Genomic DNA, 15,693 nt, shown 5'->3' on the forward strand with positions numbered 1-15,693 from the left:
ACCCTCTCCCCCCCCCCCCTCTCCCCCACCACCCCCCTCGCCCGTCCCCGGGGGGGGGGGGGCGGCCCGCCCCCCCCCCCCCCCCACCGCGCACAGGCGCTAGCGCCGGCCGGGGGCCTGCCATGACGGTGTATGTGTCGCGGTACGCCGCGACCGGCGAGCTGACGCTGGACCGCGCAGGGGAGGTCTCGGCGTTGACGCGGCCGGGCTCGGCCGATCCGCCGCTGCTGACGCACGTCTGGCGGATCGTGTTCGAGCGGCAGGCGCGGAGAGCGACCGTCGATGAACGGTGACGGCGTGGCTGCCGCTGGTGCCGACCGGTCTGCGCCCGCTCCCTTGGGGCATGTGCCGCTGCGTCCGCTCTGGCTGTGCCGGGCGTGCGGTCAACCTTGGCCGTGCGGGCGGGCCAAGCTCGATCTCCTGGCCAGCTACCAGGACAACCGGCTCAATCTGTCGCTCTACCTGTCCGGCCGCCTCCATGAGGCCATCGACGACCTGCACCGGCTCAATTCGAGTACCGCCGGCGACGTCAGGGACCTGTTCGACCGTTTCCTCGGCTGGCCGGCCCGGCACCTGAACCGCCGTCCGTCAACCGCCGAATCGCAGACACCGGAGGAGACATGATCGTCCGGGACATTGGAATTATCACCGCGACGGGACAGCCGGCCATAGCCGGGAGCTTCTACACCCTGGTTCTGCAGCCCACCAGCTTCTGCAACCTGGACTGCAGCTACTGCTACCTGCCCGACCGGCGCTCGCGCCAGCTCATGTCCGTCTCTGTTGCGACCGCCTGCGCCCGATCGATCGAGCAGCAGGGCAGCGTTCATCCGGTTGGCGTCGTATGGCACGGCGGCGAGCCCACCGCCACACCGATCGACATCTTCCGTGAGTTGCTCGCTCCCTCCGAGGAGCTACGGCGGGCTGGGCGGGTGCGCCACGAGATCCAAACCAACGCGACGCTGATCAACCAGCGGTGGTGTGATCTGTTCGCTGGTTACGAGTTCGAGATCGGCGTGAGCATCGACGGGTCCGGCTCGCTCAACCGGAACCGGCTCGATCGGGCCGGAAATGCGACGACGGCCCGGACGATCCGTGGCACGACCCTCTTGGCCGAGGCTGGCTTGACGTACTCGGTGATCTGCGTCGTCACACCCGAAACCATTGGCCACGCGGACGACCTGGTCGCGTTCTTCACCGCCCTGCCGGGATGCGAGTCGGTGGGCTTCAACATCGAGGAGCAGGAAGGCGCCGCCCGTACGCCGGTGCTGGAGGAAGCCGCGTACCGGTTCTGGAGCCGACTCGTCCAATCGCCGGCGGTCCGCTGCGGATCCGCGACCTGGATCGCCTGGCCGGCTACCTCGGCGCCACCCGCGCCGGCCGCACGGACCACAGCCCGTACGAACCGATCCCCACCGTCGCCCACGACGGTCGCGTGGTCTTGCTGTCACCGGAACTGCTCGGAGCTCCCGCCAATCCGCTGTCAGACCGCGTCCCCGCCGGCCACCGGCGCCGCGGACGGCCCTATGAGACTGAGCGGCCGCACCCCCGCCGGCGGGGGTCACCCAATCGATCATCATGTCTCGGGCTCAGGCAACGTGCCCGAAGGCCATAGGTAAGCCTGGCTGCCCCCGCCCACACCCCGCACAGCCCACCAGGGACCCCAACCACCCCCACCTGCCGAGGAGCCGCCCAGCCCACACCAACGCCGCTCCCACCACCTCCCCACCCTCGGCTGCTGACCATCCGCCTGCAGCCGGCCGCGTCAAGGGCGCCTACGGCGTCGCTCCCGCGACCGCGCACGCGCGGCCCTTGACCCGACCACCCGCAGCCGGTCGAAGCACCCATCCGGGGGCAGGGAGGAAAATGGACCACGCCCAAACCACCCAGGTCAGTACTCAAAGCACCTCGTTGACGCACACCCTCAATGCAGGTAAGCGGATGGGGCTGTCTATGCCGCGAGCGCGTCGACCGTGGAGGGCGGATCACGCCCTAGCCCGGTTGAATCGGGCGCCCCAGTTGTGGATCTGCTCGAGCAGTTCGGGCGGGTCGAGGACGCGGAAGTCGGCGCCGAGCGCGCCCAGTGCCATGGTCGGCCAGTCCAGGGAGTCGGCGGTCATCCGCACTCGGCAGTGCTCGGCGTCGAGCTCCTCGACTGTGCCCCACCGACCGATCCGCTCGCGCACGGCTGCGGCCGGGGCGTCGACCAACGCCTCCACCCGGTAGGGGCGGGGCAGGTTGCCGAGGCTGGTGCGGACGAATTCGGCGGCGTCGGCGGCGGGCAGGTCGCGGGGCCGGAACCGGGAGCCGGTGCCGTGTGGCGCGGTGAGGCGGTCGATTCGGAAGCTGCGCCAGTGGTGCCGGGTGAGGTCGTAGGCGACCAGGTACCAGCGGCGGCCGAGGGAGACCAGCCGATGCGGTTCGACGTGCCGGTCGGTGTGCTGGCCGTCGGCGGCGGTGTAGGAGAAGCGGAGGTGTTCACTGTCCCGGCAGGCCAGCGCGACCGCGGTGAGCACGCCCGGATCGACGCCTGGCCGGGTCGGGCTGTCCCAGCCGGCGGGCAGGGTCATCGCGCGCAGCGCCTCGACCTGGCGCCGTAGCCGGGCCGGCATCACCTGCACCACCTTGGCCAGCATCCGCACGGAGGACTCGGCGAGGCCCTCCACCGAGCTGTGCGCGGCGGCCTGCAGCCCCACCGCTAGGGCGACCGCCTCCTCGTCGTCGACCACTAGCGGCGGCAGTGCCCCGCCCGCGGTGAGCTGATAGCCGCCGTCCACGCCGCGCCGCGCCTCGACCGGGTAGCCCAGCTCGCGCAGCCGGTCGATGTCGCGGCGCAGGGTGCGGACCGAGACCCCCAGTCGCTCGGCCAGTTCGGTGCCAGGCCAGTACCGGTGGGTTTGCAGCAGGGACAGCAGCCGCAGTGTCCGGGTGCTGGTGTTCGCCATGATCTCGATTCTCCCGCAATTCAGGCCAGAAAGTGACCGCTATGGTCCCTAGCGTGTCCTTGACCGAGCCACCAGGAAAGGCAGAGACCATGACCGTCGACGAAGCGATCACCCGCGACCTGTCCGCCGCGCCCGCCGTCACCGGCGAGCGCGCCGACCTGCTGGCGATGCTGGCCAAGCACCGGCACTTCCTGCGCTTCACCACCCGCGACCTCACCGACGAGCAGGCCGGGCGCCGGACCACCACCAGCGAGCTGTGCCTCGGCGGCCTGATCAAGCACGTCACCTCGGCCGAACGGAACTGGGTGGGCTTCATCCTGGACGGCAAGTCGGCGATGGGGGGTGACTTCACCGATATGACCGAGGCCGACTGGGCCCGACGGGCCGACGAGTTCCGGATGCTGCCCGGCGAGACGCTGGCCGGTGTGCTGGCCGACTACGCCGACGTGGCCCGCCGCACCGACGAAGTGGTCGCCACCCTGCCCGACCTGGACGCCACCCAGGAGCTGCCGAAGGCCCCGTGGTTCCAGCCCGAGGACCGGTGGTCGGCCCGCCGGGTGCTGATGCACATCATCACCGAGACCGCCCAGCACGCCGGCCACGCCGACATCATCCGCGAGTCCCTGGACGGTGCCAAGAGCATGGGCTAGGCAGTGGCATGGTGAGGGCGTATTACGCCGCGCCCCCACCCCAGTACGAGGACGCGGGGCGCCTCCACAAACAGCGCCCCCTCGAAAGGGCGCATCCTTCCCGCGCTCCGAGCCGCAGCAGGAAGTCAACGCCGTTGCCGGCCGGGTCAGCGCTTTAGCCGAACCCGGTCGGCCACCTCCATGCCGTCGAACAGACCGCCCTACACCCGCGACAGACTCGATCTGACCTTCGCCTCGCCCCGGCTCTGGCTGGTGCTACCCGACACCACCTGCACGGCATCGCAGCCCACAACCCTGGCTAACGTACTCGAATCACGTGCTGCATCAACGCCCGCTATTGCCGCCGAGCGGGCGACAGTGCGGACGAGGCGCTGTCACCGTTCGTAGACGTGCGGGCTGGCGCAGGGTCAGGGTGGCCGGTCAACGGAGGGCTCGGTGGCGCGTTGTTCTATTTGTCGCTTCCGGTGTGCCCGTCCGTGATGGCCGACGGTGGTGGCTCGGATGCCGGCGGGGCGAGCGCGGCGAGCAGGCCCGGGGCGGCGAGCCGCTGATAAATGCTGGCGAGCGCGGCGGGTCCGGGCCGGAAGTCCTGGTCCACCCACCAGGTGAGCAAACCGAGGGCGGCGGAGGTGTAGAACGCGGCTGCCACGTCGACCGGCAGGTCGCTGCCAGCGGCCTCGATGTGGGGGCGCAGATGGGCGCGGAACAGGTCGCTGACGAGGCGGTGCAGGCGGCGCTGCACGACGCTGCCGCCGCGCCGGCCGCACAGCGCCCGGTAGAGGTGCCGGCGGCGGTAGGCGTGGGCGAAGATCGCACCGGTCGGGCTGGTCGGGTGGGGTGGCACGCCGGGGCTGAGCGCGTCGAGGTCGCGCTGCAGGTCAGTGCGCAGATCGTCGAAGCCGGCCAGCAGCAGGTCGTCCTTGTCGCGGTAGTGGGCGTAGAAGGTGGAGCGTCCCACGTCGGCGCGGTCGAGGATGTCCTGCACCGTGATCCGGTCGTAGCCCTTCTCGGGGATCAGGGCGACGAGCGCCTCACGAAGAAGGCGCTGGCTGCGACGAACCCGGCGGTCCTGTCCCGACATCTCGCATCCCCCGCTTCCGCACAGTTGCCGGCGGATGTCCGGTAACGGACCGTCGCGCGGTTCTGGTCGTTGAAGTGGCTCTCCCCCCGCGACCATACTCGGACATCGTGTTCGACATCGCACGAGTGTCCGACTACGGCCCGCAGCTCTGGCCACTTCAACGGGAGGCGCCGGTGTACCGGTCCACACGATTACGTCGTCTGCTGCTGACTGCCCACATCATCGTCACCGTGGGTGCGCTCGGCACCGACGCCGCACTCCTGGCGTTGGGTGTGTCCGGCATGCGCCACGCCGACCCGCAAACGGTGTACCCGGCGGCGTACCTGCTCGGCCGGTGGCTGGTCGGGCCGTTGGCCGTCGGCAGCGTGCTGAGCGGCCTGGCACTGGCAGCCGCCGGGCCGTGGCGGCCGCTGCGGCACGGCTGGGTCACCGTCAAGCTCGCGCTCGCGGTGGTACTCGCCGCAGCCGCCCTGGCCCTGCTCGTTCCCCGGCTCGGGCACGCAGCCGCCGCAGCGGCGGTCGGGCCATCGCCGCTGGACATGCCCCGCGGCGACCGGGTCGTGGCGGTGGCGGCACCAGCGGCGGCACTCCTGTTCCTGGGGATCAACGTGGTCCTCGGGGTCTTCAAGCCGAGCCGGCGGCGGCCCGGTCAGACGGCAACTTCGGAGGTGGCGTATGCAGCGAATCGTCAACGTTGAGCAGGCCGAGGCGTGGAACGGGCCTGAGGGCAGGCACTGGGCCGACCACGCCCACCAGTGGGACGCGGTCAGCGGGGAACTCAACGAACCTCTCCTGGCAGCGGCCGGCATCAGCCCGACCGACCGGGTGCTCGACCTCGGCTGCGGCAACGGCCAGACCACCCGGCTGGCCGCGCGGCGCGCCCGGGACGGGTACGCGCTCGGGGTCGACCTGTCCGGTCCGATGCTGGAGACGGCGCGGGCGCACGCCGTCGCCGACGGGTTGACCAACGTCCGGTTCGAGCAGGGCGACGTGCAGGTACACCCGTTCCCGCCCGACGAGTTCGACGTCGCCCTCAGCCGCGGCGGGCTGACCTTCTTCGCCGACCCCGTGGCGGCCTTCACCACCATCGCGCACGCGCTGCGACCCGGCGGGCGCCTGGCGTTCACGTGCGCACGGGACATCGACGAACAGCAGTGGTTCACCGTCTTCACGACGGCACTCGTCGGCCGGGTCCCGCGCACCGACCCGAGGGCGGCGTACGAGCCGGGCATGTTCTCCTTAGCCGACCCCGAGCGCATCGACGACATGCTGACCACGGCCGGCTTCCACAACATCACCATCACCGGCGTCGACCCGACCATGACCTACGGACGCGACGCCGCCGACGCCACCCGGCTCGTCCTGGGCAGTGGACCGGCACGCGCCCTGCTCGACAACGGCGACCGGCACGCCGCCACCCGCGCCCGGCACGCCCTCGCCACCGCACTGAGCACCTACGAGCACCCCGACGGCGTCCAGCTACGCGGAGCGTTCTGGCTGGTCACCGCCGTGACAATCCCGACAATCAACGATTCGGCCGCTGATCGCAACGCAACGGCCGGACCGGCAACGACCCGCACCCACTAGCGATACCGTCCCCAAATCAGGGATCCACATCTGCCGCCGACCGAGCACGCGACTCAGCCCGAAGCAGTCACGGCCCGGAGCGGAGTTGGAGCCCGACAACCACCTCGTGATAGATCCTCGCCCGAGCGAATACCGGGTCCGGGCGACGTACCGCGCCGATGGTGACAACTGGACGATCCTCGTTCACCTTCAACCCGTGCCATGAACTCGCACATCCGGAGGCAGTCGCAGGCTTGATCAAGACATCCGTATCTGCCGCCGATGGCGCGTCCTGTCCGGGCGGTGGAAGGTCGGGGGGACCCGTTCCAGCAAGCCCTCGTTACAGGTCAAACGCGACAACGAGAGCCGAGAACGTCGGTGCGACCGCCATGAACACCGACCCGGCTCGGTCCAGAAGTCAGTCGCGAGGACGCGGGGGCCCATGGAGTTAGGCACGGTTTGTCCGGTAGTCGAGCGCGATGGCCATGTCGTCGCCTGGCTGCTCGTTCACCGCAATAAGGAACGCCATATCGATATCCAGCTCAGCGAACTGCACCAGGCGCAGCGCCCTGGTCCAGTCCTGCCTCCCGCAGTCCAGGACCAGGGGCCGGGCGGCCGTAGTGGTCATCTCGCCGGCCGGCGCCTCAAGGCTGCAGGGACCGCCGGCGTGGGTAAGAGGTGCCCGGCGACGCCGGCGCTGCCCGGTGGTCGTGGCGGGCGGCAGGGCTGGAGAGCTCGCCTCGTGTGACGGCGGCGGCCACGATGCGTTCCGCGCGGCGCCGGCGCATCCGCAGGACCGGCGCGGTGACGCCCTTCTCGACGGCGAGGTGCTCGATCAACGCGTCGCCGAAGCGAGTGGCGCTGATCAGCTGTGCGGCTTCGTTGGTGATCAGGCCGGCGGCGGCGGCCCGACCGAGCAGCAGGTCGGGGTGTCCGTAGGGCATCCTCGGCGAGCGTGAGCCACTGGGCAGGTCCAGCGGGAGTTCGTCGCCTTCGTCGGCCCGGACGACGGCGGCGCCGGCGCGCCAGGCGGCCCAGCACAGCCGCAGCCACAGCCGGGGCGGGGCGAGGTCCGCGGTGCGCAGTGCCTGCAGGAACGCGGCCAGGACTTCGGAGTCCACGTCGTCGGCGTGTCGGGCGTTACCGCGGCTGATCTTCGCGGCGAGGTGTGTCAGCGCCGGCAGTGCCACGCCGATCGCGCCGATGACCCAGGCCGGTCCCGATTCCCGGGCGCGCTGGGCCAGGTGTCGCCACAGCACGTCGGTGGTGTCGCTCTCATGGCGTTCGTGCAGCAGCAGGGTGCGCAGTTCGTTCAGCGGCATCGTCGTGTCGGGTAGGCCGGGCACCGGGCGGGCGTCGAACTCCAGCGGCGCCGGCTCACAGGTCAGCAGTTCGAACGCTCTCTCGGCGGTCGTCAAAGCCGTCGAGGTCGTCGTCGTACGCGTGGCCGGTGCCATGGTGGTGTCCCTTCGCCAGCAGGGCCCCGCCTCGTGCGAGGTCCCGAGTCCTCGATTGGGACAGCTCGGCCTGACAGCACGAGCGTTTGTCAGACCGGAACAGGTCGTGCCAGTTCTTGTCAGTTCGTCCCTGCAAGGACCGCCGACAGGACGCAGACCTGGTTGTCAGATGGTCCGGCCCTCCAGGCCTGTCAGGTCGGCAGCGGGTTCGATGAGCCTGTCATCGGCGTACTGGGGATCGTCAGTACGCCCGCCGGTCCGGGGGCCACCGTGCCCATGACCGACAGAACCAATCACCGCGTGCCGGTGCCCGTGGGGGACGTGGTGCCCGGTGACCGGCCCGTGCCGGTCACCGTCTGGCCGGTACCGGCCCCACAACCTCAGGAGACCATGTCCCACGCGATGGGGGTACGGCTGGTCCACAACCTCACCCACCCGTCCGAACTGATCATCGACCTGACCGACGGGCCGCAACTGGTCCACGCCATCGTCGCCGTGGGCCGCCGCAGCCACCTGTGGACGGCACGCTCGATGGGCTGGGGGAGTGAAGCCGCCAGCCTGATCGTCGCCGGCTGGCCGCCCGCCGCCGACGTCGGCGCGCCGGTCGAGTTCTTCGCTCGTGGCCGGCGGAGCTTGCTGCCCGGCGGCTGTCTGGCGGTGCTGCTGCCGCACGCCGACCCGGTCGCTGCGGTCGAGCTCGTCCTCGCGGCCAAGCAGGCAGGCCTTGCCTACCTGCAGCACATCGTGGCGATCGGCCAATCGTCCCGGGGCCGGCACCGCAGGCAGCTGGACATTCACACCGATGTGCTGGTCGTCATGCGTCCGACGGGAGGTGACGGTGGTGCCTGAGCCGATGCCGATCACCTCGGTGTGGCTGACCTGCCAACAGCCGGCCCGTGACCAGCGGCGCGGCCGGTACGTGCCGGAGTCGTCCACGCACCCGGGCAAAATGCTGCCCCACCTCGCCGCCCACGCGATCGCCACCTACACCGCCCCCGGGGACCTGGTGCTCGACCCGATGTGCGGGTCCGGCACCACCCTCGTCGAGGCCATGCACCTCGGGCGGCACGCGATCGGCGTGGACATCGAACCGGGATTCACCACCTTGGCGCAGGCCAACATCAACCTCGCCGCGACCCAGGGTGCCCCCGGCACGGCGCAGGTCATCACCGGTGACGCCACCGGCCTGCTCCACCTGGCACCAGCGTCGGCCTTCAGTGCCGTCGCGCTCGTGCTCACCTCACCGCCCTACGGCCGATACACCCACGGGCTGGTCAAAACCACCGGCAGCGGGGTCAGGAAGAGAGCCCACCTGTACGGGGAGCGGGAACACGGCAACCTCGCCTACACCAGCTGGTCCGGGCTACTCGACGGATTCGCGGCCATCCTCGACGCCAGCTACCAGCTGCTGCGCCCCGGCGGAACAGTCGTCATCACCTGCCGGCCGGTGCGCCGCCGCCCCCACGACTTCATCGACCTGCCCGGCGAGCTCCTGGCGGTCGCGCAGTCCGTCGGGCTGATACCGGTGCAGCGGTGCGCCGCCATGCTCGCCGCCGTCCACGACCGCAAAATCGTGCACCGCGCCTCGATGTTCGGCCTCATGGCGGCACGCAAGGCCAGGGCCGAGGGCCTGCCCGTGCACCTCCTCGTACACGAGGACGTACTCGTCCTGCGCCGTGGCGAAAAGCCCTGACCCGCCCGCGCATTCGAGGCGTGAAGTAGTGGCAGTCGAGTGCGCACGTCTGGCCGAGATGAGGGCGTCGTGGTGGGCCTGCCGGTGGTCAGTCGGGTAGCAGCGCACCGCACATGCTGTTTGCCAGCCAGCGGCGAAATGCGTGCTCGGTCCAGCCGCGCTGCAACACCAGTGCCGTGTAGTTTGCGGGATCGTTGAAGATCCACAAGATGTCCGTCGCGGTTTACCTCCCTGGACCTGACAGGGCGAGGCGGTCGCTGGGATGATCCGCCTCGCCCTGCCCGTCACACGGCTCTGACCCCCGCAGCCAAGGTCACTCAGGCTGGCCGGGCTGTCGCGGGCCGATGCGGTAGGGCCGCATCATCTCGTTGTCCTCGTGCTCAATGATGTGACAGTGCCAGACGAACTGGCCGGGGCTGTTGAACCGTGCCTTCACCCGCGTCACCTGGCCTGGGAGGGCGACAACCGTGTCCTTGAAGCCGGTCTCCCACGACTGCGCAGGTTGCGGCGAACCCACGACCTGAACCGTCCGTGTGGCCGGGTCCACGGTGATGTCCTGGCGGTTCACCACCTCGAACTTCACCTCGTGGATGTGGATCGGGTGAGCGTCGACGGTGGTGTTGTAGAGCTCCCACACCTCGGTGGCCCCTAGCGCCGGGTTCTCCGTGACCGGGTCCGCCCAACCTCTCGCGGTCCAGACCAGGGCGCCGGTGTTCGGGTCGGTGGCTACGGTGCCGAGGAGCACCTCCACCGGCCCCTCAACAGGATCCCCGCTCGCGTTGAATCCCGTGGCAGCCTGCTCGATGAGCGCCAGCCTCCGGGTGACCGTCTCTCCCGGCAGCGGGGTGATGCCCGGCAACTGGAGGAACTGCGGTGGCGTGGTGTGGTCCGGCCCCACTCGCGGCACGACCCGGAACTGCATGATCTGGCCCGTCGTGGCCGGGTCGGCAACGGCCGCGCTCGGGAACGGCTCGTCGGGACCGGCGTTGCGCAGCACGTGGTTCCCGACCGGCACGTTGGTGAAGTCGACGATGAGGTCGACCCGCTCGGCAGGACTCATCAGCAACTGGTTCCCGTTGGTCGCCGTGAGGTTCACCGGGGCGGCGAGGAAGCCACCTTCGTTGCCGATCGCCCACACCTCAACGCCGGGGATCTGGTTGAAGTCGAGAATGAGGAAGCGCGCGTCGCAGCCGTTGAGGGCCCGGAAGCGGTAGCGGCGCTGCTCGACCTCTAGGAACGGCCAGGTGTTGCCGTTGACCATGATCGCGTTGCCGAAGAACTCCGGGTTCCAGATCGGCGAGAACGGCCCGTCCGGGATGTACGGGGCGGTGATCCCGTCAGCGAAGGCCCGCGTGTCCGGGTAGAACAGCGACCCGTCAGCGTTGAACGACCGGTCCTGAATCCCAAGAGGGATCTCGCGGTAGCGCCTGTTGGGCGGGTCGTTCTCCTGCGGCGCCGGCCCTGGCAGTGTCGCCCGGCGACCGGTGCGGCTGTCGCGCACCGCGTCGTCGCCAGCGGGGCCGCCCCGGATGATGTAGAAACCCACCGGGCCGGCGTACACGTTGAGCCGGGTCATGCCCAGCGTGTGGTCGTGGTACCAGTTGGTCGAGGCGCGGTCCGAGTTGGGGTACTGGAAGATGGCAAGCCCAGGCTTCCACCTCACGTCGAACTTCGCCGCCGCCTTGCCCTTGAAGAAGTTGTACCAGGTGCCCTCGGTGGCGAAGCCGGCCGGGATGTTGTCCGCGTCGGGTAGGTACCACGCCTCGGTGTACCCGTCGCTCTCGTCGCCCACCCCGACCGCACCGTGCACGTGGGTCACCAGGGGTACAGGGCCCTTGTACCGCCCCGGCGTCGAGGTGAACGTGGGCCGCGAATCCCGCGGGCCGGACCCGTACTTGTCCGGTCGGGTCCCTTGCGGAGGGTTCGCCCAGTGCAGGGTCGGGTCGACCGGCAACAGGTGCGGCAGGAAGTTGCCGCACTGGTCGACCAACTCGTTGATCCACTTGACCCGGACCGGTCGGTTGTACCTCGCCTCGATCGTCAGCGACGGCGCGTGATGAAGGTCGGCATGCTTGCGTCCGTGCTTCTTCCCCCCGCCAACGGGGCCGTATCCCCACACCGTGGTGGCCGGCAGTCCCGCCGGCAGGATCTGCTCCTGGAACTGGCGCACCGAGATCTCGTAGTAGTCGATCTGCTTGCCGCCGCGCGAACAGATGACGTCCGCCCGCGGCATCGCCGGGGGGATGAGCAGCGGTGTAACGAACTTCGGCACCGTGGTCGGGTCAAGCGAGCCCCCAGGGACCTGGGCGAGCGCCTCGGTCCCGCCACCGGGCAGGTAGGCGTAGAGCGCCACGCTGGCTCCCGCAACACCCACTGATTTGATGAAGGTACGCCGATTCAGCGGCCTGAGCGGCGTGTCGACAAGATCCGTCATTTGCTAACCCCCGCGCGTCTACACCGCGTGCCCCGATGCACTCGATGACCGATACGGGATTCTTATCCGATTTCGTCGCCTCCGGGCGGGAACGGCAGCAACGTCCCACGAAATTCCCGAATAACCCTCATTACCGCGAGTGGCGGGTCAAGCGCTCAAGCAGTGGAAGCGCACCGCAGACCCGCTGGGCACGGCGGGGAAGCCGAAGCCGACGTGCGGCGAGGGTGGCTGCGAGCGCGAGCACTACGCCAAGCAGCTCTGCCACAAGCACTACCAGCTCGTCAAGAAGTGGGGCAAGAACTGGCGGGAGCTGGCTCGGCCGACTCCGCAGTCACGAGCCGAGGCGTGCCTCATCGACGAGTGCCCCAACCCTGTCCTGGCGGTCGGGTACTGCGGCTCCCACTACCAGCGTTCAGGCATCGTCCGTGGACGCCGCGCCTGAGCGGAGGCGCCTGCCCGTGGTGCGGCGGGGCGGGACCTGGCGCGACTCCTGGCCCGCCAGGGCGGCCTCTGCGCGTACTGCCGCCTCGCCGCGCCGATGTGGTTGTGGGCCAAACCGCTGAGGCGCCAGTGCGGTTCGGTGTCGGTCTGGCGAGACCAGGAGGCGCTACGGCAGTTCGTGGGATGGCCCCACCACGTGGTGATCATGAGGCGGTACCGACGGCGTGGCCGTCTGACATCGACCACATGGACGGCCGAGCGGTGCGAACCGCCAATCATCTGGCGGGAGGCCCGCGCGCACCTTACGGATCGGTGAGCCGCTGAGAGATCAGTCGCACTCTTCTAGCCGCGATCCGCTCGGTCATATCGAGGACAGGATGCCTCGATTTCACATCTGCGCAACCAGCCGGCACCCAGCAGGCAACACGGACTCTTACGGGCTTTCCGCACGCTCGCGGTCGGCGGCTACCCGGACGTCGCGAAAGTCCAGGACGGCCTCCCGAGCGACGCGAATGAGCGTTGCAAGACTGCCATGTGCCAGCAGCAGCACGTCGTCGAGAACCTTCGGCGGTATCTCAAGGTCGCGCGGGCCGTAGCAGTCGTGCCAAGCCTGTCCGTCAGGTCCAGCAAATCGAGCGCGGCCTCGACCTCCCGGGAAGCGAACAGCGCCTCAATACGACGTCTGCGTTCCTGACGGCGTTGCTCGCTCCCGATCGCCATCGGATCTCCTCTCAGCGGTGCCTGTCGGCCAACAAGATCTCCGGCCACCGTACGCGTCGCCAGCCAAGGGCGGAGCGAGAAAGGACTCTCGCTGTCAGCGCCCGCTGGGCTCCGGCGGCTCGTCGAAGGTCAGAGTCAGGGTGCTGCGGAAGGCGGAGGATTCGGTGCCTTCTCGTCGTTGGTCGTCTGGCTCAGTGTCGCCCGTCCACACCTTCACCGCCCGGTACGCGAACCCGTCCTGGGTCGCAGCCTCGGCCAGGAATGAGACCCTCTGCCCGGCGGCGAGCTGCCTGAGCCCATTCATGGCGATCACCGAGAAGTGGACCCAACACCCGCCGGGCACACCCGGGCCGTCGATGATGCCCCATCCCTCGTCGCTGTGGTAGGTCCGAACGACTCCCGAGCTTGCCATCCCTTGATTCTGTCTGGAGCCGACATCGCGAAGACCAACGCCCCGCTGGCATCCTCAACTGCCGCTATCCGCGCGCTACGCAGGGTTACGTGACCGCTCGCGGCTCGCGGTGCGGATCTGCCGATGAGTGGACGTTGATGTCGCGAGACCGTGACCTCCAGGGGGTTTGTGGAGGTGGCGAGGCGGTGCGTTGCCGTATGGTTTCGATGCCCATCTTCGAATGCGCACCGGTGCCCGGGTGACCTCGGTGCGCGGTCACCCGGGCACCGCAGGCTATGCCGTTGGCCTGGCTTGGTGCAGGATCTGGGCCAGTTCGGCCGGTCGGCTGAGCATCGGCCAGTGCCACGTCGGCAGTTCCTCGTACCGCCACGAGTTGCCGGCCATGTGTTGGCACAGCGGCATGGTGGCGGCCATCTCGCGTACCTGCTCGATGGTGAAGCTCGACAGCACGCCGAGGCGGGGCAGTTTCTCCCACGCCCCGGTGAGCCGCACCGGGGTGGTGGCGGTCGCCCACGGTTGGGCCGCCGATCGCTCACTGAGCAGCGCGACGACCGATTCATCCACGTCTGCTGCGCTCGCCGCTAGTTCGGCCCACGGCGGGGGTGGCAGCCGCCAGCCATCGCCGTGTTCGGCGATCACCGCCGCGTTGCGTTCACGCTCCTGGGGTGGGCTGAAGTCTTCGTTTGCCACCCCGTCGGGTAGTGGGCCGGTGTCGACGAAAACCAGTTGGGCTATGCGGTCGGTCATGCGGTCGGCGGCGGCGGTCGTCACGACCGCGCCGGCGTAGCTGTGCCCGACGAGGACCACGTCGTGTAGGTCCTCGTAGCGCAGCAGGTTGACCACGTCGGTGATGTGGACGTCGAGGTCGGTGTCCGGGCGGGCCAGGTGGGCGCGCTCGCCCAGGCCGGTCAGACTCAGCGGGTACACCTCGTGGCCGTGCTCACGCAGGGCGGCGGTGACCGGGCGCCAGGCCCACGCGCCGAGCCAGAACCCGGGAACCAGTACGAATGTCGTCATGCATCAGACGCTACGATCAATACTGGACAGGTTTCGCCCGGATTAGGAGTCAGATTATTGGCCCGGCCCACCGCGCGTGTACTGGCGTTGCTGGAGATCCTCCAGGCCGGTGGCGGCTTCACCGTCGCTGACCTGGCCGGTCGGCTGGGCGTCGATGAGCGCACGGTCCGCCGCTACGCCGCGCACCTCGCCGACCTCGGCATCCCGGTCGAGGCCCGGCGCGGTCGCTACGGCGGGTACCGGCTCGCGCCCGGATACAAGCTGCCGCCACTCATGCTCACCGACGAGGAGGCGGTCGCCGTCATGCTCGGGCTCGTCGCCGCTACCCGGGCGGGGCTGGTCACCGCCGAAGGCGCGGCCGCCGAGAGCGCGACCGCGAAGATCCGCCGGGTACTGCCGGTCGTCCTCGCCCGACGGATCGATTCGCTGCTGGGCACCGTGGACTTCACCGCACCGGTCCGGAAGCCCGCCCCGCCCGGCATCGAGGTGCTGCTGGTGCTCGCCGAAGCGGCCCGACATCAGCAACCGGTGAGCATCACCTACACCACCTGGCGCGGCCGGTCCGGCGAGCGGCAGCTCGACCCGTACGGGCTGGTCTTCCACGCTGGCCGGTGGTACGTCACGGGTCACGACCACAACCGCCGGGCCGTGCGGACGTTCCGGCTCGACCGGATCGGGACAGCCCGCCCCGCCCAGGGCAGGTTCGACGTCCCGGCCGGCTTCGATCCCACCACGCAGGTACTTGCCGGCCTGGCAGCCGTGCCGTACGCGCACGACATTTCCGTCGTACTACACACCAGCCTGGAGCAGGCGCAGCGACGGATCCCACCGTCGGTCGGCACGCTTACCGAGGTGCCCGACGGAGTGCGCCTCACCACCCGGGCCGAACGGCTCGACGGTGCAGCACAGATGCTCGCCGGGCTCGGCTGGCCATTCACGATCGACCGACCGGACAAACTCAAGGATGAAATACGCGCCCTAGCCACCCGACTGCTCACCGACGCCAACGCCGGAGGGTAAGCAGCAGCCGGGCCCGCCCGAAACGACCCGGGAACCTCCAGAACCGAAAGTATGCGGCGCTGCCAGCGGACCACTCAACCAGACGCCCGCATCTAGTCGATGAGAGCGAGTCGCAGGATCCGAGTGAAGCCACTTCGTCGCCCCGTGCCGGGCGCGGCTTGTGCGTCTTAGCGACGTTGGGTGAGGTGGACGGTAATCTCGTCTCCGACGTCCTTTCTGAGTGCTTGGCGGAGCTCCGCCGTGACCGCGAGCTTGTGGGT

At 69.6% G+C, this 15,693-nt stretch carries 16 protein-coding genes and 1 pseudogene; 10 read left to right on the forward strand and 7 right to left on the reverse strand.

Annotated elements, in window-relative coordinates:
• The first annotated feature begins 122 nt into the window (after positions 1-122).
• The 3 genes and pseudogenes from amcA to AB0H57_RS31140 all read left to right on the forward strand — a co-directional run.
• Positions 123-293, forward strand: a complete 171-nt coding sequence (gene amcA, locus AB0H57_RS31130) for a multiple cyclophane-containing RiPP AmcA (protein ID WP_357512247.1) — start codon at positions 123-125, stop codon at positions 291-293.
• On the forward strand, positions 283-624 hold the full coding sequence (locus AB0H57_RS31135) for a hypothetical protein (RefSeq protein ID WP_357512248.1): 342 nt from the start codon (positions 283-285) through the stop codon (positions 622-624). Before amcA ends, AB0H57_RS31135 begins: the two co-directional genes overlap by 11 nt.
• A pseudogene (locus AB0H57_RS31140) lies at positions 621-1,462 on the forward strand (radical SAM protein); the annotation flags it as partial. The gene AB0H57_RS31135 and the pseudogene AB0H57_RS31140, both read left to right, overlap by 4 nt.
• A 520-nt stretch (positions 1,463-1,982) precedes the next feature.
• Here AB0H57_RS31140 and AB0H57_RS31145 read toward each other — a convergent pair.
• Complete coding sequence (locus AB0H57_RS31145; protein ID WP_357512249.1) at positions 1,983-2,942, reverse strand: YafY family protein; 960 nt, start codon at positions 2,940-2,942, stop codon at positions 1,983-1,985.
• Positions 2,943-3,031: 89 nt separating this feature from the next.
• On the opposite strand from AB0H57_RS31145, the gene AB0H57_RS31150 reads away from it, so the two are divergent.
• Entirely contained in the window at positions 3,032-3,592 is a 561-nt protein-coding gene (locus AB0H57_RS31150; protein WP_357512250.1) for a DinB family protein, read from the forward strand.
• Positions 3,593-4,040: 448 nt separating this feature from the next.
• Here the strand turns inward: AB0H57_RS31150 and AB0H57_RS31155 are convergent, their stop codons facing one another.
• A complete protein-coding gene (locus AB0H57_RS31155) occupies positions 4,041-4,673 on the reverse strand; it encodes a TetR/AcrR family transcriptional regulator (protein WP_357512251.1) in 633 nt (210 codons plus the stop codon).
• Positions 4,674-4,780: 107 nt separating this feature from the next.
• Between AB0H57_RS31155 and AB0H57_RS31160 the strand changes: the two genes are divergently transcribed.
• Entirely contained in the window at positions 4,781-5,371 is a 591-nt protein-coding gene (locus tag AB0H57_RS31160; protein ID WP_357512252.1) for a hypothetical protein, read from the forward strand.
• Positions 5,349-6,260 (forward strand): methyltransferase domain-containing protein, encoded by a 912-nt coding sequence (locus AB0H57_RS31165; RefSeq protein WP_357512253.1) that lies wholly within the window; start codon positions 5,349-5,351, stop codon positions 6,258-6,260. The genes AB0H57_RS31160 and AB0H57_RS31165 overlap by 23 nt, the downstream gene beginning before the upstream one ends.
• A gap of 427 nt (positions 6,261-6,687) precedes the next feature.
• On the opposite strand, the gene AB0H57_RS31170 is transcribed toward AB0H57_RS31165, so the two are convergent.
• Complete coding sequence (locus tag AB0H57_RS31170) at positions 6,688-6,867, reverse strand: hypothetical protein (protein ID WP_357512254.1); 180 nt, start codon at positions 6,865-6,867, stop codon at positions 6,688-6,690.
• Positions 6,868-6,883: 16 nt separating this feature from the next.
• Positions 6,884-7,696 carry a hypothetical protein gene (locus tag AB0H57_RS31175; RefSeq protein ID WP_357512255.1) on the reverse strand — a complete coding sequence of 271 codons (813 nt, stop codon included), beginning with the start codon at positions 7,694-7,696 and terminating at the stop codon, positions 6,884-6,886.
• Between the two features lie 390 nt (positions 7,697-8,086).
• Here AB0H57_RS31175 and AB0H57_RS31180 point away from each other — a divergent pair, with 390 nt between their 5' ends.
• Both AB0H57_RS31180 and AB0H57_RS31185 read left to right on the forward strand, forming a co-directional pair.
• Positions 8,087-8,545, forward strand: coding sequence for a hypothetical protein (locus tag AB0H57_RS31180; RefSeq protein ID WP_357512256.1), 459 nt, complete (start codon positions 8,087-8,089; stop codon positions 8,543-8,545).
• On the forward strand, positions 8,538-9,389 hold the full coding sequence (locus AB0H57_RS31185) for a DNA methyltransferase (RefSeq protein ID WP_357512257.1): 852 nt from the start codon (positions 8,538-8,540) through the stop codon (positions 9,387-9,389). The genes AB0H57_RS31180 and AB0H57_RS31185 overlap by 8 nt, the downstream gene beginning before the upstream one ends.
• Positions 9,390-9,702: 313 nt before the next feature.
• Here AB0H57_RS31185 and AB0H57_RS31190 read toward each other — a convergent pair whose 3' ends face one another.
• Positions 9,703-11,742 carry a multicopper oxidase gene (locus tag AB0H57_RS31190; RefSeq protein ID WP_357512258.1) on the reverse strand — a complete coding sequence of 680 codons (2,040 nt, stop codon included), beginning with the start codon at positions 11,740-11,742 and terminating at the stop codon, positions 9,703-9,705.
• A gap of 220 nt (positions 11,743-11,962) precedes the next feature.
• On the opposite strand from AB0H57_RS31190, the gene AB0H57_RS31195 reads away from it, so the two are divergent.
• Positions 11,963-12,265: a hypothetical protein gene (locus tag AB0H57_RS31195; protein WP_357512259.1), complete on the forward strand. Its 303-nt coding sequence runs from the start codon at positions 11,963-11,965 to the stop codon at positions 12,263-12,265.
• Positions 12,266-13,078: 813 nt separating this feature from the next.
• Here AB0H57_RS31195 and AB0H57_RS31200 read toward each other — a convergent pair.
• Both AB0H57_RS31200 and AB0H57_RS31205 read right to left on the reverse strand, forming a co-directional pair.
• Complete coding sequence (locus tag AB0H57_RS31200) at positions 13,079-13,396, reverse strand: cold shock domain-containing protein (protein WP_357512260.1); 318 nt, start codon at positions 13,394-13,396, stop codon at positions 13,079-13,081.
• A gap of 273 nt (positions 13,397-13,669) precedes the next feature.
• Complete coding sequence (locus AB0H57_RS31205) at positions 13,670-14,413, reverse strand: alpha/beta hydrolase (RefSeq protein WP_357512261.1); 744 nt, start codon at positions 14,411-14,413, stop codon at positions 13,670-13,672.
• Positions 14,414-14,470: 57 nt separating this feature from the next.
• On the opposite strand from AB0H57_RS31205, the gene AB0H57_RS31210 reads away from it, so the two are divergent.
• A complete protein-coding gene (locus tag AB0H57_RS31210; RefSeq protein WP_357512262.1) occupies positions 14,471-15,433 on the forward strand; it encodes a YafY family protein in 963 nt (320 codons plus the stop codon).
• Positions 15,434-15,693 lie beyond the last annotated feature (260 nt).

This window comes from Micromonospora sp. NPDC050686, assembly GCF_040654475.1.
Taxonomy (GTDB): Bacteria; Actinomycetota; Actinomycetes; order Mycobacteriales; family Micromonosporaceae; genus Micromonospora.